Here is a 23,276-nt window from a genome sequence, read left to right on the forward strand (position 1 = left end):
ACACACGTCTCTTGTTCCCGTCAATCCGGGTTACGGCGATGGGTTACACCCCAGTAAACTGCGATAAGAAGCGCAGATCGTTTTGGTACATCAGGCGAATGTCGGAAATCCCATATTTCAGCATCGCGATGCGCTCCGGGCCCATACCAAACGCGAACCCGCTGTACACTTGACTGTCGTATCCCGACATGTCGAGAACGCGCGGATGCACCATCCCGGCGCCGAGGATTTCGATCCACCCGGTACCCTTGCACACACGACAACCGTCCCCTTGGCAATGAACGCAAATCACGTCGACCTCGGTGCTTGGTTCGGTGAACGGGAAGTAACTCGGCCGCAGGCGCACTTGCTGGTTCGGTCCGAACAACGCTTTGGCGAACGTTTCCAGCGTACCCTTCAAGTCGCTCATTCGAACGCCGCGATCCACCACGAGTCCCTCGATCTGCGTGAACGCGTGCGAGTGTGTCGCATCGTCCTCGTCCCGGCGGTAGACGCGTCCAGGCACGATCACTTTAATCGGCACCTCGCCGCGCATTCGCTCCATCGTCCGCACCTGCATCGGCGACGTGTGCGTACGCAGCAGCAACTCCTCCGTCAAATAGAACGTGTCCTGCATATCACGCGCAGGATGATCTTTTGGCAAATTGAGCAACTCGAAGTTGTAATGGTCCGTTTCCACCTCAGGTCCATCGACAATCGAGAAGCCCATGCCAAGAAAGACCTCCTCGATGTCGCGAATCACGCGCGAAATCGGATGAATGGCGCCCATCGGCACACGTCGTCCCGGCAGCGTCACGTCGATGGTCTCCGCCGCCAGCCGCTTCGCCTGTTCGATCCGCTCCAATTCCGCCTGCCTCGCCGCGAACGCCGTCTCCAACGCCTGGCGCACCTCGTTCATTCGCTGCCCAAATTTTGGACGATCCTCTGCGCTCAAACTTCCCATCTGCTTCGACAACGTCGAAATGGCGCTCTTCTTGCCCATATACTCCACGCGCCAGTCAGCCAGCGATCTCGTGTCCCCCACTTCACCCAGCCGCTTGAGCGCTGTCTCCCGGAGCCCGTTCAGTTCCACATCCAATGCCTCGAAATCCACACAGAGTCCTCCTTCAACTCGCTCGTTGGCGATTCGACACCATGGCATCAAGCGGCACAACGCAAAAAAGCAACCGCCCACCATAGGGGCGAGTTGCTCGCGGTACCACCCTAATTGACGACAAAGTGTCGCCCATCTCTTATCCATAACGGACGTTTTCCCCACATCGCGATTCACGAGGGGCGATATTCGATGCCCCCAACGCCGACGGCGTGTTGGCACGGAACGATCATCCGGTGAGGCCTACTTTCGGACTTCCGATGGCAACCCATCTCATCCGCTTCAACCCCACAGCTCAGAGGGGAACTTCAGACGGTCGTGTCCGGCACGCTTCCAGTCTAGGCGCGCCTCCCTGGGGAACCTGCTCCGTCCTACTCGCCTCGTCACAGCCATATCGATATCAAATTCGATTTGAGTATACGAAAAACCCTTACGTGTCGCAAGTTGGAAACTTGACCAAGGTGGGGGCGAAGGACGGGCGGGGCGCAGCGGTGGGGTGCCGTGGGGTGCGGTGGGCGCGCGAAAAATCCGCGTCGTTGACGGCGACTGGGTATCCGTCGTGATCGCCGCGTTCCAGGATACATATTGTAGCAGTGTGCTCGGCGGCACACTTCGTCGTCGAAACCTTGAAGGAGGCGTTTCTATGTACGGAGTTTTCGGTAGCTACACACAGTGGGCAGTCGTCTTCCTGATCATCTTTGTGCTCTTCTTCTTGCTCGTTCCCAGCTACGGCGGAGCAGCAGGTGCCGGCGCTGGCGCGGTATACTGATTGGCTTGCAGGCTAACAAAAGGGCCTCGATCCGGTGGCGGATCGAGGCCCTTTTGGATCGGCACGGCTGGACGAGAGTCCGCCCGGATTGGATGCGGCGGCGCGATCGCGAAGGCGGGATCGAAGAGCGCATTCGCGCAGTTGGCACGAGTCCTTTGCTGAACATCTTGACACTCTCCTTCGCGTCATCGACTTTTCGCGGCGATCAACCTAGAGTTAAGAAAATCACCATGGTCAGCCGCACGATAAACGATACGCAAAAGGAGGAATATCCATGGACGCATGGGGCGGCGATGGCTACGTGTTCGAATTTCTGCGCGAACAGGCGTCAGGCCGAGTTCAGCGTGATCGAGAACGACTCGAAGCAGGGGTGCAGCATGCGGAAATCCTATTTCTATCCTCCGTATGGTGGCAGGCGTTTCACAATTTCAAATGGCTCCATGCCGAGTACCCTGTCCGCGACTACAAGGAGGGCACCCGCTACATCGATTTTGCGTACATCCGCGATCACTACAAAATCGCGATCGAAATCGACGGCATTGCCACCCATATGCGGGATATCACACAAGACGATTTCTCTGAACACCTTCGGCGACAAAACCACTTGGTCATCGACGGTTGGCAAGTTTTGCGCTTTACATATCTGGACGTGAAATTGCACGCCAGACAATGCCAACAGATGATCCAGCAACTCATAGGACGATTGAGCGGCGAGCCAATCGTAGGATTGAGTGAACTTGCGCCGGTTGATCGAGAAATCATCCGGCTCGCACTCAATTCCGAAGGGCCGATCACCCCGAAGCAAGTGAGCCTCCACACGGGGTTGAACTCGAAGAGTACCAGACGCCACTTACGAGAACTGGTCCGGGTCAAGTGGCTCTGTCCTTTGAACAAACGAACGCGCATTCGCGCATATATACTTCACGAGTCACGCAGAATGGTCCGATTGGATATTTAACCCATTGACCCGAGCCATTCGCCACTGTGGAGAAAGCGACGATCCTCACAGACAATGAGGCAGCTTGTGATGGTGATGGTGACGGTGATGGTGATGGTGATGGTGATGGTGACGGTGATGGTGATGGTGATGGTGATGGTGATGGTGATGGTGACGGTGATGGCCATGGCCATGGCCCGCCGCGTAGCGGTACTTTTGTCCCTTATCGGCGGTGGCGCGAGTCGGGCGTCCGGCCATTCCCCTCGCGTAGCGGTACTTTTGTCCCTTATCGGCGGTGGCGCGAGTCGGGCGCCCGGCCACTCCCCCTCACATAGCGGTACTTTTGTCCCTTATCGGCGGTGGCGCGAGTCGGACACCCGGCCACTCACCTCCCGTAGCGGTACTTTTGTCCCTTATCGGCGGTGGCGCGAGTCGGGCGCCCGGCCACCCCCGCCTCATAGCGGTACTTTTGTCCCTTATGGGCGACCGGGTGCCACTGCCACCCGGCCACTCCCCTCCCGTAGCGGTACTTTTGTCCCTTATGGGCGACCGAGCGCCACTGCCACCCGGCCACTCCCCTCCCGTAGCGGTACTTTTGTCCCTTATGGGCGACCGGGTGCCACTGCCTCGCGGCCATTTCTCTCGCGTAGCGGTACTTTTGTCCCTTATCGGCGACCGAGCGCCACTGCCACCCGGCCACTCCCCTCACATAGCGGTACTTTTGTCCCTTATCGGCGACCGAGCGCCACTGCCACCCGGCCACCCCCGCCTCATAGCGGTACTTTTGTCCCTTATGGGCGACCGGGTGCCACTGCCACCCGGCCACTCCCGCCTCATAGCGGTACTTTTGTCCCTTATCGGCGACCGAGCGCCACTGCCACCCGGCCACCCCCGCCTCATAGCGGTACTTTTGTCCCTTATGGGCGACCGAGCGCCTCACCCGCACCTACCCCCAAATGCCGGTCGACTCAATCCAAGCGATGGCCTTCTCGACATCCTCGGTGAGGATAGTCAGGTGTCCCATCTTTCGATCGCGCTTGGCCTCCGCCTTGCCATACCAGTGCACTTTCACGTTGGATGGGAAGTCCGCCATGGCGTCGAAGACTCCTTCGACGTGCTGGCCCAGGACATTCACCATGACGGCAGGTGTCAAAAGCGAAACGTCGCCCAACGGCAGGTTGCAGATGGCGCGAAGGTGCTGCTCAAACTGGCTCGTGGCGCAGGCGTCCATCGTGTAATGTCCACTGTTGTGCGGGCGTGGGGCCAGCTCGTTGATGAACAGTTCGCCTCCCGCCGTGACGAAGAACTCGACGGCGACGAGTCCGATGACGTCGAGCGCTTCGGCGACTTGCCGGGCAAGTCGTTCAGCCTCTCGCATCACGCTTGCGTCGAAGCGCGCTGGGACAATGGAAAGGTGCAGGATGTGGTGGACATGGACATTTTCGGAGGCTGGAAACGCGGCGACTTCACCGCGTCGATTGCGGGCGACGACCACCGAGCACTCTCCGATGAACGGGATATACTGTTCCGCGATCAGCGCCGCATCTCCCGCATCTCCTCGCGTTGACGCGGCAGCGTTCGCCAGGAGGATGTCGGACCAGGCGGCGACGCCCTCGTTGAACTGGGCGGCGGATCGCACCATCCATTGTCCTTTGCCGTCGTAGCCGCCGCGGGACGTTTTGACCACCATTTCGCCAGAAAACTGGCGATAGGCGGAATCAAGATCGGCCAATGCGTATATGGGCACGAACGGAGTGACTGGCAAACCGGCCTGGTGCAGGGCTGTCTTCTCGCGAACGCGATGCTGGGTGGTTGCCAACAGCGAACTGCCCTGTGGGACCGCGGTCGATTGCTCGAGGACGGCGGCTACGTCGGCATCGACGTTTTCAAACTCGTAGGTGACGATATCGCAGCGCTCGGCGAGTTGCTTGGCGGCGGCGAGATCGCGATATTCCGCCTGCACTTGACCGTCCGCGACCTGAGCGGTCGGACAATCCGGCGTGGGATCGAGCACTTCGAAGCGATAGCCCATTTTGCGGCCGTCTATGGCGATCATCCGCCCCAATTGGCCGCCGCCGAGAATGCCAATGGTGGCTGGAGGAAGGACAACGTCTCGCCTATTGCGCACCGGGATCGCCACCTTCCAACACCTGATCTCGAATGGCCGCGGCGCGGGCGTCGAGCCGGGCTGCCAGGGCCTCGTCGTTCGCTGCGAGAATCCTCGCCGCGAATAGTCCGGCGTTCGTGGCCCCGGCTTTGCCAATCGCCATGGTCGCGACCGGAACACCGCCTGGCATTTGCACGATGGACAGCAACGACTCAAGGCCCTGCAGCGTCGATGTCTGTACAGGCACGCCGATGACGGGCAGGTTGGTTTTCGCAGCGACCATCCCCGGCAGGTGCGCGGCGCCCCCTGCGCCCGCAATGATGACCTGCAATCCGCGATCGCGCGCGGAAGCGGCATATTCGAACATGTAATCCGGCGTCCGGTGAGCAGAAACCACTTTGCGCTCATAGGGAACGCTCAATTCTTCCAGTACCGCACAAGCGTGACGCATGGTTTCCCAGTCGCTTTGGCTGCCCATGATGACACCTACCAACGGCGATGACATGCCGTGTCCTCCTTTATCCCAGAAACGTGTGATTGAGCTTCCACTGATTGAGCTTCCACTGATCGAACTTCAGACGCTCGCGAGCCTACAGGATCTCAAAAATGGACCCTATGGCGATCGCGCCCGCAAGAGCGCGATGAACGTCAGTAGGGCCCATCCAATTCAAGGGCAAGGCGTTACGCGAGCGTGACGTCTTTGCAAAGATACACGTCTTGAATCGCATTGAGAAGTTTGACGCCTTCATCCATTGGCCGTTGGAACGCCTTGCGGCCCGAGATGAGACCCATGCCGCCAGCGCGCTTGTTGATGACCGCAGTCTTGACGGCTTCCGCAAAATCGTTGTCGCCGGAGGCGCCGCCAGAACTAATCAGGCCAATCTTGCCCATATAGCAATTCGCGACCTGATAGCGAGTGAGATCGATTGGGTGATCCGACGTCAGTTCCGTATAGATACGCTTGTCCGTTTTGCCGTAGCTGCTTTCGCCCATGTTCAAAGCCGTATAGCCGCCGTTGTTGGTTGGCAACTTTTGCTTGATGATGTCGGCTTCAATAGTGACACCGAGATGATTGGCTTGTCCGGTCAAATCGGCGGACGTATGGTAGTCGGTGCCGCCGCTTGCGAACGCCGGGTTGCGCAGGTAGCACCAGAGAATCGTGAACATGCCCAGTTCGTGCGCCCGTTGAAACGCCTCGCTCACTTCCTGCAACTGGCGTGTGGATTCGGGGGAGCCGAAGTAAATGGTCGCGCCGATGCCGGCCGCGCCGAGATCCCAGGCTTGATCCACCGAGGCGAACATCACTTGATCGAACTTGTTTGGATACGTCAACATCTCATTGTGGTTGATCTTCACGATGAACGGAATCTTGTGCGCGTACTTGCGGCTCGTCAAAGCCAGTACGCCGAGCGTCGAAGCGACACCGTTGCAACCGCCCTCAATCGCGAGTTTCACGATGTTCTCCGCGTCAAAGTAAGCCGGGTTCTTGGCAAACGACGCCCCAGCGGAATGCTCGATGCCTTGGTCCACAGGCAAAATCGAAACATACCCCGTGTTCGCCAAACGGCCGGTGCCAAACAGGGACTGAAGAGAACGCAGAACCTGGTTGTTGCGGTTGGTGTACGTGAACACGTCGTCCAGATATGTAGGGGATGGAGATGTTATCGACGAAGCGGGAATGGTCTTTGTCTGGTGGTTCAACAGTGAATCTGCTTCGGAGCCCAAATATTCGCGAATTTTCTCGATCATCTAAATCTCTCCTTGTATGAACCTCTGAACCTTTTCTGAACGTCGTTGCCCAAATCGTTCCTCAAATCGTTCCTCAAATCGTTCCTCAAATCGAAAGGATGTCGGCGAGTTCGCACAATTCTTGCGCTGGCTTGCGCTCTGAGCGGAACACCTCGTCAAACGGAACCGAAATCAGGTTGCCGTTGAGTGTCGCCGCCATTTCCCCGGAAACACCAGCCATGCACAGATCCACCGCATGGGCGCCAAGGCGGCTCGCAAGTACGCGATCGTTCGCGCTGGGCGCGCCGCCGCGCTGTACGTGGCCCAGCACCGTCACTCTCGTGTCGAACCCGGTGTGCTGCTCGATGTACCGTCCGATATCGACGGCGTGGCCCGCACCCTCGGCGACGACGATAATGGAGTGCTTCTTACCTCGGGCGACCCCCCGCTGCAGTTTCGCGACAACATCGTCTAGTTTGTACGGGACCTCCGGAATCAACACAGATTCGGCGCCGCCAGCCAGCCCTGCGGCCAATGCGATATGGCCGGCGCTTCGCCCCATGACTTCGATCACGTACGTACGTTCATGCGATGTCGCCGTGTCGCGGATCTTATCGATGGCTTCGATGGCTGTCTGCACGGCCGTATCGAACCCGATATTGGCGTCGCACGCGCCGATGTCGTTGTCGATGGTGCTAGGCACGCCAATCGTCCGGATGCCGAGTTCGTGCAGCTTTTGCGCGCCCCGGAACGACCCGTCCCCGCCAAACACAATCAATCCTTCGATCCCGGCATCCTTCAACCGTTGATAGCCGCGCTTTTGTCCTTCCTCTGTCAGAAAATCGAGACAACGCGCGGTATATAAGCAGGTTCCTCCGCGTTGAATCACATCGCCGACCGATTCGAGCGGCATCGGACGGAAGTCGCCGTCCAACAGTCCGGCGTATCCGCGCCGGATGCCAATGACTTCGAGTCCGTGGTAAATCGCCTTGCGAACGACTGCCCGAACACCCGCGTTCATTCCCGGTGCGTCTCCACCACTTGTAAGCACGCCAATCTTGCGGATGATCCTCACCCCCAATAGACAACTTCATGGTAGTTCAGAAATCTGGCTCTTGCAATGACTCAAATAGACTGGTTCATCGTGCAATCAACCGGTGTTCCGCAGCCCTGCCGCGATGCCGTTGATAGTCAACAGGGTATCCGCAAGCAACGCCTCGCGCTGATCGTCCTCTTCCGCAGTCGAACGCAGCGCTCGCAAGAGATTGACCTGCAGGAACGACAGCGGATCGACATACGGATTGCGCAGCGCAATCGACTCTTGAATCACGGCGCGGTTGTCGAGCAGCTCGGCATACCCCGTGATCTGCAGCACAACCCGCCGGCTGCGCTGATACTCATCCTCGATCTTGGCGAAGATCCGTTCGCCGACCTCACCCGCGAGTCGCGCGTACTCCTTCGCCACCAGCATGTCGGCCTTCGCCAACGCCATTTGCAGGTTGTCGACGATGGTTCGGAAAAATCCCCAACGCTGGTACATCGCCCGGAACGCGTCCAAGCTGGAAGGCTCGGCAGCCAACGTCTTCTCCATCGCCTGCCCGAAACCATACCACGCTGGCAGCAGATGCCTGCTCTGGGTCCAGGAAAAGACCCACGGAATTGCCCGCAAATCCTCAATCCGTGCGGAGTTGTTGCGCTTGGCCGGACGTGAGCCGATGTTCATCTTCCCGATCTCGTCGATCGGCGTAGCTTGATGAAAGTACGCAAGGAAGTCCGGGTCCTCGAAGACCAGGGAGCGGTAGGCCGCGAACGAACTCGCAGACGCCTGGGCGAGCAATTCAAACCAGCGCGCCTGTTCGTCTCCGTCTTCCGAAACGTCGCGGGTGGCGCCAATCAGAACGGCCGCCATCGCGGACTCGAGCGATCGCTCCGCAATCCCTGGGTGACTGTAGCGCTGCGAAATCACTTCGCCCTGCTCCGTGATTTTGACATGGCCGCGCAACGCTTCCGTCGGCTGGGCAAGGATGCTCTGCTCGACGGGACCGCCGCCGCGGCCGAGCGCACCGCCGCGACCGTGGAAGAACTTCAGCTTGACGCCGTCTCTCTTCGCCACGGCAAGCAGTTTGCGCTGCGCCGTATACAGCGACCAATTCGCGGTCAAATAGCCGCCGTCCTTGTTGCTGTCCGAGTAGCCCAGCATGATCTCCTGACGTTCGTCATGCGCTTTCACCTGGCGCCGATACACCGGATTTTCGAACAGCGATTGCATAATCTCCGGGGCCGCTTCCAAGTCTTCGATAGTTTCAAATAGCGGAACGACGTTCAAATCGCTCTTTGGAGGATGCGCCGGGCCTTCGGGCCAACCGAACAAGCCCGATTCCTTCGCCAGCAGCAACACTTCCAGAAGGTCGCTTGCCCCCTGCGTCATCGAAATCAGATAGTCCTTGATGCAATCGGTGCCGTACAGGGCGTGGCCGCGGCGAATACAGTCGAAGACCGCCAAGGCTTCCGTCGTGATCGGCGAGTACGTATGGTACGGGTTGCGGATGGGACGAGGCGACGCCAGACAATCGGACAGCAACTGGACGCGCTTCGCTTCATCGCAAGCCATGTAATCCGGCAAGCCCGCTACCTGGAACAGTTCCGCCACAGCCTGTTCATGGACGCCGCTGTGCTGGCGGATATCGAGCGTAACCATATGGAATCCAAACAGCTTCACCTGAAGCAGGAACGGACGCAGGAACGTGTCCACCAACCGTTCGCCGCGATGGCGATTGAGCGATCCCGCCATCAACTCGATGTCGGCCATGAGTTCTTCCGCGTTGGCATAGGTAGGCCCATCCACCGGTTTGCCATGGATGCTCGCCCGCGTGTTGGAAAGCTTCTCAAGCATTTGGTTGATCTTCGCGCGATACGGTTCGTCAGAGGGCTTATCCAGTGATGCTAACAAAGCCTCGTCTGCGCCAACCAATTCCACGGATGAACTGAGGTCGCGTCCGAGTGTGCGCAGTTTCGCCTCATACTTGTTCAACGCCAGATCGCAGTGCAGCAACAGGGTCTGCTCCGTGATCTTTGCGGTCACGTTCGGGTTGCCGTCCCGATCTCCGCCCATCCAGGAACCGAAGCGGATCACCGATGGAACCTCGATGTGCTCCCCGCTGTAAACCTCGTTCACCGCATGTTCCAGTTTTTGATGAACGTCTGGAAGTACGTCGAACAGGATTTGATCCAGGAAGTAGAGTCCGTTTCGCACTTCGTCGAGGACCGTAATCCGCTGCTTGCGAACAGAACGGGTCTGCCACAATGCGACGATCTCCGTTCGAATGCGTTCTCTCAAGGCTGCCAACTCGCGCGAGGTCTTCCGCGGATCGTCCATCTCCTCCAGATACGCCGAGATCTTGTTGTGCTTGTCGAGCACAGTTCTCCGCAAGGCTTCTGTCGGATGCGCGGTCAACACGAGTTCAATGCCCACTTCGGTCAACAACTGCTCGACGCCTGCGGCGTCCAGGCCGCGATCGCGAAGTGTGACCATCGCTTCGCGAAACGTCCCGCGGCCCACGTGCTGCGCCCGATCATAGTCGCGGTGCCGCCGCAGACGGTGGTTCTGCTCCGCCAGGTTAACGAGTTGAAAATACACGGAAAAAGCGTGGATGGTGTCGTTGCGAAGAGACTCCGGAACCTCTGAAACAGCCTCAGTCAAAGCGTCGCGGGTCTCGCCCGAAGGATCGGCTCGAAACAGCTTCGCCGCGGTTCGGATCCGCTCCACTTGATTCAGGACCTCAACGCCGCATTGTTCAACCAACACTTCTCCAAGTAAATCTCCGAGGATTCGAATATCTCTATGTAGCGGGGCGTCGTTAGCCACAAGGCAGTCCTCCTTTTCGCCGCAATCGATACGGGAGTCTCATGTTGCGTGATAGCCCCTGCACAAGGGCCATTGTGCCTTTCGGAAAAAACCTCTCTATTCAGCCTACACTGAATCGCTTTCCGAACGCAATGCGCCATTGTGATTTCTCCACCCGAGACAACAGCGGCGCGAAGAACAATCGCCGCTGCCCTATTCCACTGCCGCATCGCCAGTGTATGGCTTAGATTTCGAAGCGGCCAATCAACGCCTGCAACTCCTGCGCGCGCTGGCTGAGGGAATTCGCTGTCGCGGCGATTTCCTCCATGGAGCCCGACTGGGTCTGCGCCGCGGCGACGACGCTCCGGGACTCGTCCGACGCCGTCTGCGCCAGATGAACCACATGCTCCATGTACGACGACATATCCGCCGCACGTTTGGCGATGGTGCTCGTGGCTCTGGTCACCTCTTCAACGCGGCGATTGACATCGTCCATCGATTCCGTAATGCGTTGGAACGTCTCGCGCGTCGAAGCGGCAAGCGTCGATCCCGCTTCCACCTCGCTGGTCACCTGACCGATGGATTGCACCGTTTGCGTCGTGATCGCAATCAAATCGCCAATGATTTGCGTCACTTCGCGCGCCGCGTCGGCACTCCCCCGCGCGAGATTGCGCACCTCGTCGGCGACGACGCCAAACCCGCGGCCATGTTCACCGGCGCGCGCCGCCTCAATGGCCGCATTCAGCGCGAGCAAGTTCGTTTGATCCGCGATTGACGCGATCGTCTCGACAATATGCCGGATGTCGGACGATTTTTCCGACAGTTGCGCAATCAAGTCTGCCGCGCCACCCGCGCGATCGCGAATCGTCCCCATTTGACTTTCCATCGATTCCATCATCTGCGTACCGCGGCCCGCCTGCTCTCTGGTATGCTGGGCGTTTTCGCTCAGCACCTGGGTCAGCGCGGTAACCGTGTCGATCTCGCCGATGACTTCGCCGACCGAAGACGAGGTCTGCGTAATCTCCTCCATCTGCGTGGCTGCCCCGGCGGCGACCTGCTCAATGGAGGTCGCGATTTCTTCCGTCGCGTGCATCATTTCGTCCGCGCTGGCCGACAATTGCTGCGACGACGCGGCCACATGTTCGGACGCTTGCGCGATGCCGAGAATCAGCGTCTTCAGATTCTCCGCCAATTGATTCAACACGTTGCCCAAATCCGCCAGTTCGTCCTCCGACTCGATTTGAACGCGATCGACCCGCAGGTTGCCTTTGGATATTTCGAGCGCCATTTTCCGCATGCGCAGGATCGGCGTCGTAATGATGACGGAGAGCAGCCAACTGCCCCCAAAGCCAATCGCGATGGCGATCAGAGAGATGATTACGTCCCAAATCACCGTTTCGCGTATCAGGTTGATGACCTCGCGGCTGGCGACCTTCTCCGCAGCCTGTTCGTCGTTGGTGAACTGAACCAAGCTGTCGAGCAATGGTTGAATCGAGTTCTGCGTATACTCGCTTTGGACGGAGGCCAGACCGCTCGAAACGCTTTGGAACGACAACTCGTTCTCCTGTAGGACCGGCTGCCATTGAACGTCGAACAAGCTCAGGATCGCCTTGTCCTGCTTACTGACGTCGGCCCTTTGCAACTTGCTCAGATCCTGCTGCACCTTTGTCCCATCGCGCTTGTAATCCTGCATGGCCGACGAGGCTTCTGGTCCAGTCGGATCCAGCAAATAAATGGCACCGTCGTCGTCCACGCTGCTGATGTCGTAATCAAGCGTGCGGATTTGATCGAGCACGCTCGCAGCGTTCTCCATCTTGACAGTCGCCGTGTGAATTCGTTGCACAATCGCCCAGTTCGTGATCCCGATGGCGATGATAAGAACGGTCGTCAAGGCCGTATTCACCATGAATTTTTGGCGAATTTTCAAACCAGGAAGGAAGCGTCCCAAACGTTTCGCGACCTTCCCTGCACCGACGCATGCCGTTACGATCCAGCTCGTCGTTTTGGATCGCGTCAAAGCCGCCCTGACGCGCGAAAAAAAGACAGTCATTCTACCAGCCCTTTCACATGACCAACCTCAATCCATAAAAACGGAAAAAATTCCTCGCGCAATCGGGGCGACGGACCGAAGAAACCGATTTCACGGGAGCTAGAGTTCACTAATTCGACTTGTCGGAATGTTTCCCTGCAAGCCGAACCCTGTCGAATCCAATCCGATTCCAACCACGCAAAAAACCGCCTCCCCCAATCGCGTTCAAGCGACAGGCGAGACGGTTTCCACGAGAATTTCGACAAAGATGCCTGCGAAGGAGACGATGTCACACGCTCGTCGAGGTCAATAATTCCACCAAGGCCTCGATTGCTGCGTCTTCGTCAGCGCCATCGACCTGGACCACAATCTCTTCGCCGTGCGAAATCGCCATCGACATGACACCGAGAATGCTCTTTGCATCCACAAATTGATCATGCTTACCAATACGGACACTGCTCGTAAACGACGAAGCGCGTTTGACAAATTCAGCGGCAGGTCTTGCGGCTAATCCTTGCGCCAAGGCCACAACGACTTTGCGTTCAACCATACCAATCACCTCCACCGTATCGTGTGCATCCACATACTCGGATGGCACACGTGTGCGAAACTTGGATAGTATTCCACTTCACCGACGCTTATAGATGTTCGGTCACAGAACTCTGCTGAGTATCGTCGCGTCGTACCTGTGACCTGTTCGGACACGCTTATACCGTGACCTCTTGCTTCGAGCCAGCTGTCGCGAACCCGATGGACTCTTCCGTTTCAGCGTTAAAGATGTGGATCTTGTTCAAATCGACAGCCAATTTGACGTTCGAACCCACTTGATACGGATACCGCGCATTGACTCGCGCGATAATCGTATTGCTGCCGACGGAGCAGTGCAGATACACTTCTGCGCCCATGTGCTCCACAACTTCCACCTGCGCGTTGATCACGGTATCGGGATACGTCTCCATAAACACTTCTTCGTTGTGCAGGTCTTCCGGGCGGACGCCAAGCACGACCGGTTGACCAACGATACCCGAGTTCTTCAGCAAGGCGTGGCGGCCCTCCGGCAACTCTAGCGATATCGACGGTGCGCGGAAGTAGAACTTGCCTCCGTCGGCGACGATCTCGCCGCGAATGAAGTTCATTGCCGGAGACCCGATGAATCCAGCCACGAACATATTCCTCGGTTGGCTGTACACCACCTGCGGGGTATCCGCCTGTTGAATGATACCATCGCGCATCACGCAAATGCGATCACCCATGGTCATGGCCTCGGTCTGATCGTGCGTGACATAAATCATCGTCGTCTGCAGGCGTTGGTGCAGTTTGCGAATCTCCGCACGCATCTGCACGCGCAACTTCGCGTCCAAGTTGGACAACGGTTCGTCCATCAGGAACACCTGCGGCTCGCGGACGATGGCGCGCCCCAAGGCGACACGTTGCCTTTGACCACCCGACAAGGCCTTCGGCTTGCGATCCAAGAGATGGGCGATGTCGAGAATTTTTGCGGCTTCCTGCACCCGTTTGTCGATTTCCGCCTTCGGCACTTTCCGCAGCTTCAACCCAAACGCCATGTTTTGATATACCGACATGTGAGGATACAGCGCGTAGTTTTGGAACACCATCGCGATATCTCTGTCCTTCGGCGCGACGTCGTTCACGCGCCGCTCGCCAATGTACAAATTGCCGTCCGTGATATCTTCCAGCCCGGCAATCATGCGCAGTGTGGTTGTTTTACCACAACCCGACGGACCGACGAACACAACGAACTCCTTGTCCTGGATATCCAGATTGAAGTCCTTGACGGTCGGTTCCGACGCTCCGCCATACGTCTTGTAGATGTGCTCCAGCAGAACTCTCGCCATTCGTATACCTCCCAGATATGGCCTCGCCTGTGCGGACCCGTTTCTTATGAGAACAGTCTACTCGAAGGGCGCACCGCCGCCTATGTACACGTTGCACGAAAAAACATCTCAATTGTAGGCACCTTGCTGCTCCATGGCGAGCGCGGCCAAATGAAGGACCATCAGGTGGTCGATCACGCGCACGTCGAAGCCCGTCTCCTCATACACCTTTTCGATCCGCGCCAGCAACGTGTTCCGGTGGACGTACATCGCTCGCGCGGCTTCGCTGACGTTGAGGTTGGCCCGCATCATCGCGCGGGTCAATTCCATCCAGCCGTTCGGCCATTCCTCTGGATTTGAGGCCGATCTCGCCGACACCATCGCCAAGATGGTACGCAGTGCCGACTCTGGGACTGCCGACAGCAGAAACGCCATCGGCTGATCGCCAAAGACCGCAACTCGCTGGCCGCCTACGCGTTGAGCCCCGTGCAAGCGCGACGCCATCGCGAGCGACAGAATCGCCTGACGGAGTTGTGCCTGTTCCAACACAGGCATGGATACGGAAATCGCGACGTCAATCAACCCTTCTTCCCGGATCGCCGTAGCCAGGTGATCCACGACTGTCCGCGTTCGATCCGCGTGCTTCGGCGGGTGATCGCTCGTCCACAACGAGAGATCGTCGAACGCCGTGTCGAACGCCTGCGCGGGAACATAGGTCAAGATCTGCGTTCCGTCCGCCACATCTTTATTCCAGACGTCGCACAAAGTCGCCCTCATCACTTCGAGCATGAGCTCCCTGGCCGTCTTCCAAGCGTCGGACGCCTCGTCGCGACGAAGCAAAGGCGACAATACGAGAAAGTAGCCCGGGTACGTGAAGGCGCCGAGTTCTGGGCCGCCCTTGTCCATCGCGGCGCCCTCTGCAGCCTCGCCGGAAAACTGCTCAGCCAACGCATGCAGAGACAGTTGCCGACAGTGGTCGTACCACGCGGCGAGCGGATGGCGTCCTCGTTCCGAATCGCCAGGCTGCAACGCGAGCAGCGTCCATGTCAACGCCTCGCGCACTTCCGCCGGCCCATCCCAATCTGCGAAGCGGACCACGCCGTCACCGACGCCGAGTTGCCACACCCCATTCTCCAAGCGCCACGAGCCGCAAGCGACGCCTTCTTCAGACGAGGCTCCAGCCTCGTCGAATATGTATCGCAACCCCAGCGCTTTCGCCCAGCGCGCCAAGGCTTCCTCCCACCACTTCACCCAACATCCCACCCAGCAAACAAGAGGGCTCGCCGCACAGGTCCGAGATCGGCCGCCCTTTGTCCCTATTGTATGCTTTTTCGCCACCAGTTCTCTACGAATGCTACCCATCTCATTGTCTCACAGCGTTTGACTCTGTTACACTTTGAATCGCTGGAGAGACGGAACCACCCGATCGATCTAAGGGGATGATTTTTTCATGGCTTTACAACAGGCAGGTATCAGCCTCATTTACCGTTTGGAGCTGGCAAACAACGGCACGACGTTCGCCAGAGTGGCCGCCATCATTGGCGAAGCAGGCGGTGACATCACGGCGGTGGACGTCATTCGCGTCACCCAGGACGTCGTCGTGCGAGACGTCACCATCAGCGTTCACAATCGCGATCACGGCCGCAACATCGCAGACATTTTGGACAAGGAGCCGGGCATTCACGTGGTCGCGGTGTCGGACAGGACCTTTCTCGTCCATCTCGGCGGCAAATTGACTGTCGAACCCAAGCTTCAGGTGAAGACGCGCGAAGACTTGTCACGCGTCTATACACCACATGTCGCACGGGTGTGCGAAGCTATCCACGAAGACCCTTCAAAAGCGTTCCAATTGACGATCAAGCGCAATTCCATCGCGGTCGTCTCCGACGGAACCGCGGTTCTCGGCTTAGGCGACATCGGTCCTTACGCGGCCATGCCAGTCATGGAAGGCAAGGCCATGCTGTTCAAGCAGTTCGCCGGCATCGACGCGTTCCCCATCTGTCTGGACACCAAAGATCCGGACGAAATCGTGCGCATCGTCAAAGGCATTGCCCCTGGCTTCGGCGGCATCAATCTCGAAGATATTTCTTCGCCGCGCTGCTTCGAGATCGAAAGCAGGCTGCGCGAAGAACTGGACATCCCTGTCTTCCACGACGATCAACACGGCACCGCCGTCGTCCTCTTGGCTGGCTTGATGAACGCGGCGAGATTGGTCGGCAAACAGTTGGATTCGCTGAAGGTCGTTGTCGTCGGCATCGGAGCGGCCGGCGTCGCTTGCACCAAAATGCTGCTCCGCGCAGGTGTCAGCAACATTCTCGGCGTCACGCTTGACGGTATCATCCACCGCGGCAAGCACTACGACAACGAGATGTGGAACTGGTACAAGGAGCATACGAATCCGGACAATATCCAAGGCTCTCTCGCCGACGCGATCGACGGCGCCGATGTGTTCATTGGCGTATCTGGCCCGGGCGTCCTGACGGTGGAACACATTCAGAAGATGGCGCGCGATCCCATCGTTTTCGCGATGGCCAATCCCACGCCGGAAATCGAACCGGAATTGGCCGCCCCACACGTCCGGGTGCTCGCGACCGGCCGCTCGGACTATCCGAATCAGATCAATAACGTGCTGTGCTTCCCAGGGATCTTCAAGGGCGCGTTGAGCGCGAGAGCACACACCATCAACGAAGAGATGAAGCTCGCGGCGGCGCGTGCGATCGCGTCGGTCATCAGCGATCGGGAACTCCGCGAAGACTACATTATTCCGTCGGTGTTCAACCAATCCGTCGTGCAGCGCGTGTCCGACGCGGTCGCCAGAGCGGCGATCGAGACGGGTGTGGCGCGCAAAGAAGTGGTACAAGTCGATCAGTTTTAAGCTTTCACCACCCATGATGGGGGCGATGGGGGCGCGTTGCCCGTTCATCGCAGGCCTCGGCGCCCCCAGCCTCGGTGGAAATGGTTACCTCCACTAGCAATATTCCTCCCGTTGTAAACTTTCCGTTTACCCCTTAGTCTGGAAATACGGCGAGTCCTTGGTCGTTGTGCCAAGCGGGGAAACGATTCCCACACAAAGCCATCGCACCCTTCACACGCATCCGAAAGGATCGAACTGACATCTATGACTAGACATCGGTTTCGCAGGAAAGCCATCACCGTTTTCGCAGCAACCCTATTCGGATCGTCAATAGCCAACGCCAACGCGGACATTCGACCCGTGGCAGCCGCAGTGAGCGGCCCTGTCACAGCCAAATCAATCGTCTGCAACGGCCGCAACGCGAACGTGTACGGCATCGCCGTCAATGGGACGACGTACATGCCAGTCTACTACGTCATGTCCGCTTTAACCTCGTTGGGCTATCAAAATTCCTGGAACGGATCGACCTGGAGCTTCACTGTCAACTCGACGGACGCCATCAATTGGAGCAACCTGTCGATTGGCACCGGAAACGCGACCCTTCAACTGAACAACGTCACCGTCCACAAAGTACAAGCGGTCGTTCACACAGATCCGAACAGCGGCAAGTTGACCACGTACATGCCCGTTTGGTACGTCATGCAAATGCTCGCGCGCGCGAACATCGCCAGTTCGTGGAACGGAACTACGTGGACCATCACGCCAGATGGGCAGCTTCCGCAACCCACAGATGGTCCGCTCTGGAACGTCGCGTTTGTCACGAACGCCTCTTCGCTTACCGATGTCGAGACCAACCGACACAACGTCAACGTGATCATGCCGGACGCGTACGACATCGAATCGAACGATCAGCTCTCCGCCAACCAAGGCGCAGCGGCAACAAGCTACGCCCACCAACACGGCATGTTGTCGATTGGCCGAGTCGACCTCTTCGACAAAACCGAAGAGGCCTCCATCTTTGGCAGCGAATCGTCCACCAGCGCGTTGGCGAACGAGATTGCCTCTTCCATTATCGGAGCCGGATACGACGGTGTGAATCTCGACATCGAATTTCTCCCAACGGCCGATCGCGGCGCGTTTCTCTCATTCCTCGAACAATTGCACGTTGCGTTGACAGCCAAGAACAAGTGGCTCACGGTCGACGTACCCGCCATCACGAACCCCACCCAGGACACCTGGGACGCAGGTTACGACGTCGCGTCCATCGGCGAGATCGCGGACAAAGTCATCTGCATGGCCTACGATTACAGTTATCCGACCAGCCCGGCTGGCCCAATCGCGCCGTTGTCGTGGGTCAACGCCGCCATTTCCTACGACGTCTCGCAGATTCCCGCCAATAAAGTGATCCTTGGCATCGATACTTACGCGTACGACTGGAGCACCGGTTCCAGCACCGCGACATCGTACGGCCTTGACCACGCTGACAGTCTGGCCTCGCAGCCTGGCACGGTCACCACGTATGACGCCGCCGATGCCGCACCGGAATTGACCTACGTCCAGGACGGCGTCAAACACACCGTGTACTACGAAAACGCGGCCAGTCTGTCCGCCCGCGTCGCGATTGCCACCACCTTCAAGCTCGGCGGCATCTCCGATTGGCGTGCAGGACTTGAAGACAGCGCGACTGCGCAAGTGTTGGACAGCTTCGGCTGAAGAGGCCCGTCCACGCAAAAAAAGCTGTCCCCATATCCAGCCCATGCAGCTGGATATGGGGACAGCACCTATTGTTCTATTGTTCGCGCATCCTCATCTGTTGCGCTTACCTCCACTGCCGTACGGCAAATCAGCCTTCAATCAACAGCGACTCCGGATCTTCAATCATCTGCTTGACGGCGACCAGGAAGCGAACCGCTTCGCTGCCATCGACGATGCGATGATCGTAGGAGAGCGCGATATACATCATTGGGCGAATCTCCACTTGTCCGTTGACGGCGACAGGGCGGTTGACGATGCCATGCATGCCAAGAATGCCGACCTGCGGCGCGTTGAGAATCGGCGTGGAAAAGAGCGAACCGAACGTGCCGCCGTTCGTGATCGTGAACGTACCGCCTTGCAAATCCTCGATGCCCAGCTTGTTTTCACGAGCCCGTGCCGCGAGCGAAGCGATTTCCCGCTCAATGCCCGCGAACGACAGACGATCCGCGTCCCGCACCACCGGCACAACGAGTCCACCCTCGGTTGCCACCGCGATCCCGATGTCGTAGTGATGCTTGATGATCATGTCGTCGCCCTGAATCTCCGCGTTCAGCCGCGGGAATTGCTTCAACGCGCCAACCACAGCCTTGGTGAAGAACGACATGAACCCAAGACCCACACCGTGCTTCTCCTTGAAGTTGTCCTTGCGGCGCTTGCGAACGTCCATGACGGCGCTCATGTCGACTTCGTTGAAGGTCGTCAACATCGCGGCGGTGTGCTGTGCTTCGACCAGACGCTTCGCGATGGTGATGCGGCGGCGAGACATGCGTACGCGCTCTTCGTCGGGCCTCGACGCATTCGCATCAGGTGCGGCGGCTGCCGAACCACTCGCGGTCGATCCACCCGCCGGCGCAGCCGGAGTCCGGGCGGCCAAATGCGCCAACTCGACGCGTCCGCTCTGCACTTGACTGAGATCGACACCTTGTTCGAGCGCAGCGCGGCGAACCGATGGGGTTGCCCGAACGCCAAGCGGCGCCGGAGTGGCAGGCGCCACGCTCGCCGCAGGTGCAGGTTGCGCCGCCGGAACGGTTCCCGCGGCGGCAGGTTGTTGAGTTGCGCCCGCGTCTGCCGTTACGCCGCTCGGGGCAGCTGCGGTTCCGGCCGCGGCAGGTGCGGCCGCCGTCGCGCCCACATCAATCACCGCGATAACGTCGCCAATTCCGACTGTTTCCCCAGCCTGCTTGACAATCGACGCGAGGACACCCGCTTCCTCAGCGATAACCTCCACGTTCACCTTATCGGTTTCGAGTTCCGCAATCGCTTCGCCCGATTCAACCGCTTCGCCTTCCGACTTCAACCATTGACCGATTGTCGCTTCGACAATCGACTCGCCTAGCGTCGGTACTTTCACCTCTGCCACGTTAGGTTCCTCCCCTTCGCTTTTCAAGCTTATCCGACAAGTATCGCCGTCAGAACTACGATTGACATCATCATTTGAATTTCACGCGTTTCACGCGCCGCCGCAAGCCGGCAACGGTCAGTCCTTCGCCAACGCGGCGGCGAGAATCTCCGCCTGCACGCGGTTGTGGACATCCGGCGATCCCTCCGCGACGAATGCCTGTTCCGGGCGGCCGACGTAACGCAGCGTCACCCGCTCTGGCAGAATCGCCGTGATTCGCGGCGCCGCGTAGGACCACGCACCCGCGTTTTGCGGCTCTTCTTGGAGCCACACAATCTCTTGCAAATTCTCGTAGTGAGCGAAAATCTCCTGCAGACGTTCGCCGGGGAACGGATACAGCTGCTCCAACCGGGCCGTCGCCACAGTCGGATCCAAGCCGCCGCGCTTGTCGATCTCGGCGGCGAGATCGACACCGACTTTGCCGCTCGACAGAATCAGTCGCGTGACTTTCTTCGCCGTCCTGCGGGAATCGTCGTGCAAGACCGTTTGGAACTGGCCGTTCGCGAGATCGACGCCCTTGGACGAGGCGTACGGGTTTCTCAACAGACTCTTCGGTGTCATGACGACGAGCGGGCGGGCATTGGAACCAAGCCGAGCCGCCTGCAAACGCAGCAAGTGGTAATACTGGGCCGCCGTCGTGACATTCGTCACGAACATGTTGTTACGGGCGGCCAATTGCAAGAAGCGTTCCACGCGTCCGCTCGAGTGTTCGGACGCCTGGCCCTCGAAGCCGTGCGGCAACAGGAGGACGAGTCCCGAAGATTCACCCCACTTGGCGCGGCCCGCAGCGAGAAACTGATCGATCATGGGCTGCGCCACATTGACGAAGTCGCCGAATTGCGCTTCCCAGAGCACGAGGGTCTCCGGGGCAAACACGTTGTACCCGTACTCAAAGCCGATAACCGACGTTTCCGACAGCGGACTGTTGTACACGACGAAGCTCGCCTTCGCACCGGGCAGATGCTGCAACGGCGTATACTTGTGGCCGTCGTTGACATCGTGGAGCACGAGGTGGCGTTGGCCAAACGTACCGCGTTCCGAGTCTTGACCAGTCAAACGAATCGGTGTGCCCTCGCGCAGGATCGTCGCAAACGCGAGCGTCTCCGCGTGCGCCCAGTCGATATCTCCGTCGTCGATCGCGTTGGCGCGCCGATCCAGAATTCTGCGCAGCTTTGGATACGTGTGAAAATCGGTCGGCGTCTCCAACAAGGCCCGATTCACATCTCGCAAGGTGTCGATAGAGACGTTGTCGACCGCCGCGGACGGCGCTTCAAAATCGTCGACCTTTGGCTCATCGTGCAAATTCGGATACTTGCGGTACGCTTCCATCAAGGCGGCGTTGATCGATTCGTCCAACTGCTCGATGGCGGCCGCATCCATCACGCCGCGAGCTTGCAGGACACCCGCGTACAGTTCCTTCACGGTCGGATGCGTGGCGACCTTCGCGTAGAGAACCGGCTGAGTCATGCTCGGATCGTCCGATTCGTTGTGGCCCCAGCGGCGATAGCCGATGAGATCTATCATGAAATCCTTATGAAACGCCTCGCGATAAGCGAATGCCAATCGAATCGCGCCAATGCAGGCCTCGGGGTTGTCCGCTGACACGTGAACGATGGGCATGTCAAAGCCCTTGGCGAGGTCGCTCGCGTACCGCGTCGATCTTCCCTGATCCGGATCGGCCGTAAAACCGACGTGGTTATTCGCGATGATATGAACCGTTCCGCCCGTGTAGTAGCCGGGAATTTGACTCAGGTTCATCGTCTCGGACACCACGCCCTCGCCGGGGAACGCCGCATCGCCATGAACCAGGATGGGCAGCGCGCGCTCGACATCCTGGATGGGCAGACCTGCGTGCGTACGGTCTTCCTGAGCCGCGCGAGCCATGCCTTCAATCACCGGATCCACCACTTCCAGGTGGCTTGGGTTGTTCGCGAGCACGTAGCGAACGGTCTTGCCGTTCTCCGCGACAAACTCCCGCTGCCAACCTTGGTGATACTTCACGTCGCCGCCCCAGCCCCGCATGTAGGCGGCGAATTCGTCGTCGTTCGCCAGTTCGTTGCCGCTGTGGAACTCCGAAAAAATCCGTTCATACGGCTTTTTCATCACATGTGCCAACACATTTAAGCGTCCGCGGTGCGCCATGCCGATGACGACCGTCGAAAATCCCGCCTTCACCGCGTCCGACGCCAGCGTGTCCACCATCGGCACGAGCACGTCCAAGCCTTCCACCGAGAACCGCTTCTGACCTGCAAAACGGCGGTGCAGGAATTTTTCAAAGAGTTCGGTTTCCGCCAACATGCGGTATAAGTACTTCGCTTCCTCGCTGGAAAGCGGCTTCTGCCAATCCCCATGTTCGATTTGATCCTGCAGCCAATCGCGTTCACGCTGCTGCGACAAATGGGTGAATTCATAGCCGTAAGCGCCACAGTACTTTGCCCGAAGCCTCTCAACGGCCGCTTTCGCCGTGCCGGAGCCGCCGTCGACCACCGAGGCGGGAACCCGCTCGAGATCAGCCTCCGTCAAAGCTCGCGCCGCAGCCTCGATCTCTTCCGAACCTGCAGGCGGATACATCGGATCCGTCGCTGCGGCCAAGTGTCCGAACTCCCGAATTTTACGGGCGTAGTCGTTGACACGTACGACGATCTCTGGGGATACAAATGACCCACCCGATGCCGTGTGGGTCGTATGTTGTTCTATGGAAACGGGGGCGGCGAGGTTCGGATCTCCATACTTTTCGAACATCTCGCGCGTCTCGACGCTAACCGACCCTGGATTGTCCTTGTACGTGTCGTAGAGTTCCAACAAATACCCAAAATTCGGACCAAAAAAGCGCTGCCAAAACGATGCGTTTGATGCTGGATGTTCGCTCTCCATCGTAACCCCTCTTCCGTATCCCTGGGCGTACCAACAGATACAATACTCCTTT

At 58.6% G+C, this 23,276-nt stretch carries 17 protein-coding genes and 1 other annotated feature; of the genes, 4 read left to right on the forward strand and 13 right to left on the reverse strand.

From position 1 onward, the window contains the following. Nucleotides 1-43: 43 nt before the first annotated feature. Complete coding sequence (gene pheS, locus AAC01S_RS04885) at nucleotides 44-1,078, reverse strand: phenylalanine--tRNA ligase subunit alpha (protein WP_067619818.1); 1,035 nt, start codon at nucleotides 1,076-1,078, stop codon at nucleotides 44-46. A gap of 96 nt (nucleotides 1,079-1,174) precedes the next feature. Then, nucleotides 1,175-1,489: a binding site (T-box leader), on the reverse strand. A 247-nt stretch (nucleotides 1,490-1,736) separates the two neighbouring features. Between pheS and AAC01S_RS20040 the strand changes: the two genes are divergently transcribed. Together AAC01S_RS20040 and AAC01S_RS19185 are read left to right on the forward strand one after the other, a co-directional pair. After that, nucleotides 1,737-1,862, forward strand: a complete 126-nt coding sequence (locus tag AAC01S_RS20040; protein WP_281178108.1) for a hypothetical protein — start codon at nucleotides 1,737-1,739, stop codon at nucleotides 1,860-1,862. A gap of 274 nt (nucleotides 1,863-2,136) precedes the next feature. After that, complete coding sequence (locus AAC01S_RS19185; protein ID WP_067619656.1) at nucleotides 2,137-2,820, forward strand: putative endonuclease domain-containing protein; 684 nt, start codon at nucleotides 2,137-2,139, stop codon at nucleotides 2,818-2,820. Here the strand turns inward: AAC01S_RS19185 and AAC01S_RS19535 are convergent. The 10 genes from AAC01S_RS19535 to AAC01S_RS04945 all read right to left on the reverse strand — a co-directional run bounded on the left by AAC01S_RS19535 (nucleotide 2,817) and on the right by AAC01S_RS04945 (nucleotide 15,593). Continuing rightward, nucleotides 2,817-2,993 (reverse strand): hypothetical protein, encoded by a 177-nt coding sequence (locus AAC01S_RS19535; protein WP_176573017.1) that lies wholly within the window; start codon nucleotides 2,991-2,993, stop codon nucleotides 2,817-2,819. The two genes, AAC01S_RS19185 and AAC01S_RS19535, sit on opposite strands and share 4 nt — an antisense overlap. Nucleotides 2,994-3,745: 752 nt before the next feature. After that, nucleotides 3,746-4,933 (reverse strand): 5-(carboxyamino)imidazole ribonucleotide synthase, encoded by a 1,188-nt coding sequence (gene purK / locus AAC01S_RS04905; protein WP_067619821.1) that lies wholly within the window; start codon nucleotides 4,931-4,933, stop codon nucleotides 3,746-3,748. Further along, nucleotides 4,917-5,411 (reverse strand): 5-(carboxyamino)imidazole ribonucleotide mutase, encoded by a 495-nt coding sequence (gene purE / locus AAC01S_RS19855; protein WP_067619663.1) that lies wholly within the window; start codon nucleotides 5,409-5,411, stop codon nucleotides 4,917-4,919. Before purE ends, purK begins: the two co-directional genes overlap by 17 nt. Nucleotides 5,412-5,587: 176 nt before the next feature. After that, nucleotides 5,588-6,655: a class I fructose-bisphosphate aldolase gene (locus tag AAC01S_RS04915; protein ID WP_067619665.1), complete on the reverse strand. Its 1,068-nt coding sequence runs from the start codon at nucleotides 6,653-6,655 to the stop codon at nucleotides 5,588-5,590. An 85-nt stretch (nucleotides 6,656-6,740) separates the two neighbouring features. Continuing rightward, entirely contained in the window at nucleotides 6,741-7,700 is a 960-nt protein-coding gene (pfkA, locus tag AAC01S_RS04920) for a 6-phosphofructokinase (RefSeq protein ID WP_245630088.1), read from the reverse strand. A gap of 84 nt (nucleotides 7,701-7,784) precedes the next feature. Then, nucleotides 7,785-10,499, reverse strand: a complete 2,715-nt coding sequence (gene ppc, locus AAC01S_RS04925) for a phosphoenolpyruvate carboxylase (RefSeq protein WP_067619671.1) — start codon at nucleotides 10,497-10,499, stop codon at nucleotides 7,785-7,787. A gap of 223 nt (nucleotides 10,500-10,722) precedes the next feature. Further along, nucleotides 10,723-12,528, reverse strand: a complete 1,806-nt coding sequence (locus AAC01S_RS04930; RefSeq protein WP_083511525.1) for a methyl-accepting chemotaxis protein — start codon at nucleotides 12,526-12,528, stop codon at nucleotides 10,723-10,725. A 268-nt stretch (nucleotides 12,529-12,796) separates the two neighbouring features. Continuing rightward, on the reverse strand, nucleotides 12,797-13,057 hold the full coding sequence (locus AAC01S_RS04935) for an HPr family phosphocarrier protein (RefSeq protein ID WP_067619674.1): 261 nt from the start codon (nucleotides 13,055-13,057) through the stop codon (nucleotides 12,797-12,799). A 157-nt stretch (nucleotides 13,058-13,214) separates the two neighbouring features. Continuing rightward, nucleotides 13,215-14,363 carry an ABC transporter ATP-binding protein gene (locus AAC01S_RS04940; RefSeq protein WP_067619677.1) on the reverse strand — a complete coding sequence of 383 codons (1,149 nt, stop codon included), beginning with the start codon at nucleotides 14,361-14,363 and terminating at the stop codon, nucleotides 13,215-13,217. 108 nt (nucleotides 14,364-14,471) lie between these two features. Continuing rightward, on the reverse strand, nucleotides 14,472-15,593 hold the full coding sequence (locus AAC01S_RS04945) for a PucR family transcriptional regulator (protein WP_067619680.1): 1,122 nt from the start codon (nucleotides 15,591-15,593) through the stop codon (nucleotides 14,472-14,474). A gap of 199 nt (nucleotides 15,594-15,792) precedes the next feature. Here AAC01S_RS04945 and AAC01S_RS04950 point away from each other — a divergent pair, with 199 nt between their 5' ends. Both AAC01S_RS04950 and AAC01S_RS04955 read left to right on the forward strand, forming a co-directional pair. After that, complete coding sequence (locus AAC01S_RS04950) at nucleotides 15,793-17,217, forward strand: NAD-dependent malic enzyme (protein ID WP_067619684.1); 1,425 nt, start codon at nucleotides 15,793-15,795, stop codon at nucleotides 17,215-17,217. Nucleotides 17,218-17,460: 243 nt separating this feature from the next. Next, the gene (locus AAC01S_RS04955) at nucleotides 17,461-18,909 is read left to right on the forward strand and encodes a glycosyl hydrolase family 18 protein (RefSeq protein WP_083511527.1); all 1,449 of its coding nucleotides are present in this window, start codon (nucleotides 17,461-17,463) and stop codon (nucleotides 18,907-18,909) included. Nucleotides 18,910-19,039: 130 nt separating this feature from the next. Here the strand turns inward: AAC01S_RS04955 and odhB are convergent, their stop codons facing one another. Both odhB and AAC01S_RS04965 read right to left on the reverse strand, forming a co-directional pair. After that, entirely contained in the window at nucleotides 19,040-20,311 is a 1,272-nt protein-coding gene (gene odhB, locus AAC01S_RS04960; RefSeq protein WP_067619689.1) for a 2-oxoglutarate dehydrogenase complex dihydrolipoyllysine-residue succinyltransferase, read from the reverse strand. Between the two features lie 117 nt (nucleotides 20,312-20,428). Continuing rightward, complete coding sequence (locus AAC01S_RS04965; protein WP_067619693.1) at nucleotides 20,429-23,224, reverse strand: 2-oxoglutarate dehydrogenase E1 component; 2,796 nt, start codon at nucleotides 23,222-23,224, stop codon at nucleotides 20,429-20,431. Nucleotides 23,225-23,276 lie beyond the last annotated feature (52 nt).

This window comes from Alicyclobacillus acidiphilus NBRC 100859 (assembly GCF_001544355.1).
Classification (GTDB): Bacteria; Bacillota; Bacilli; order Alicyclobacillales; family Alicyclobacillaceae; genus Alicyclobacillus; species Alicyclobacillus acidiphilus.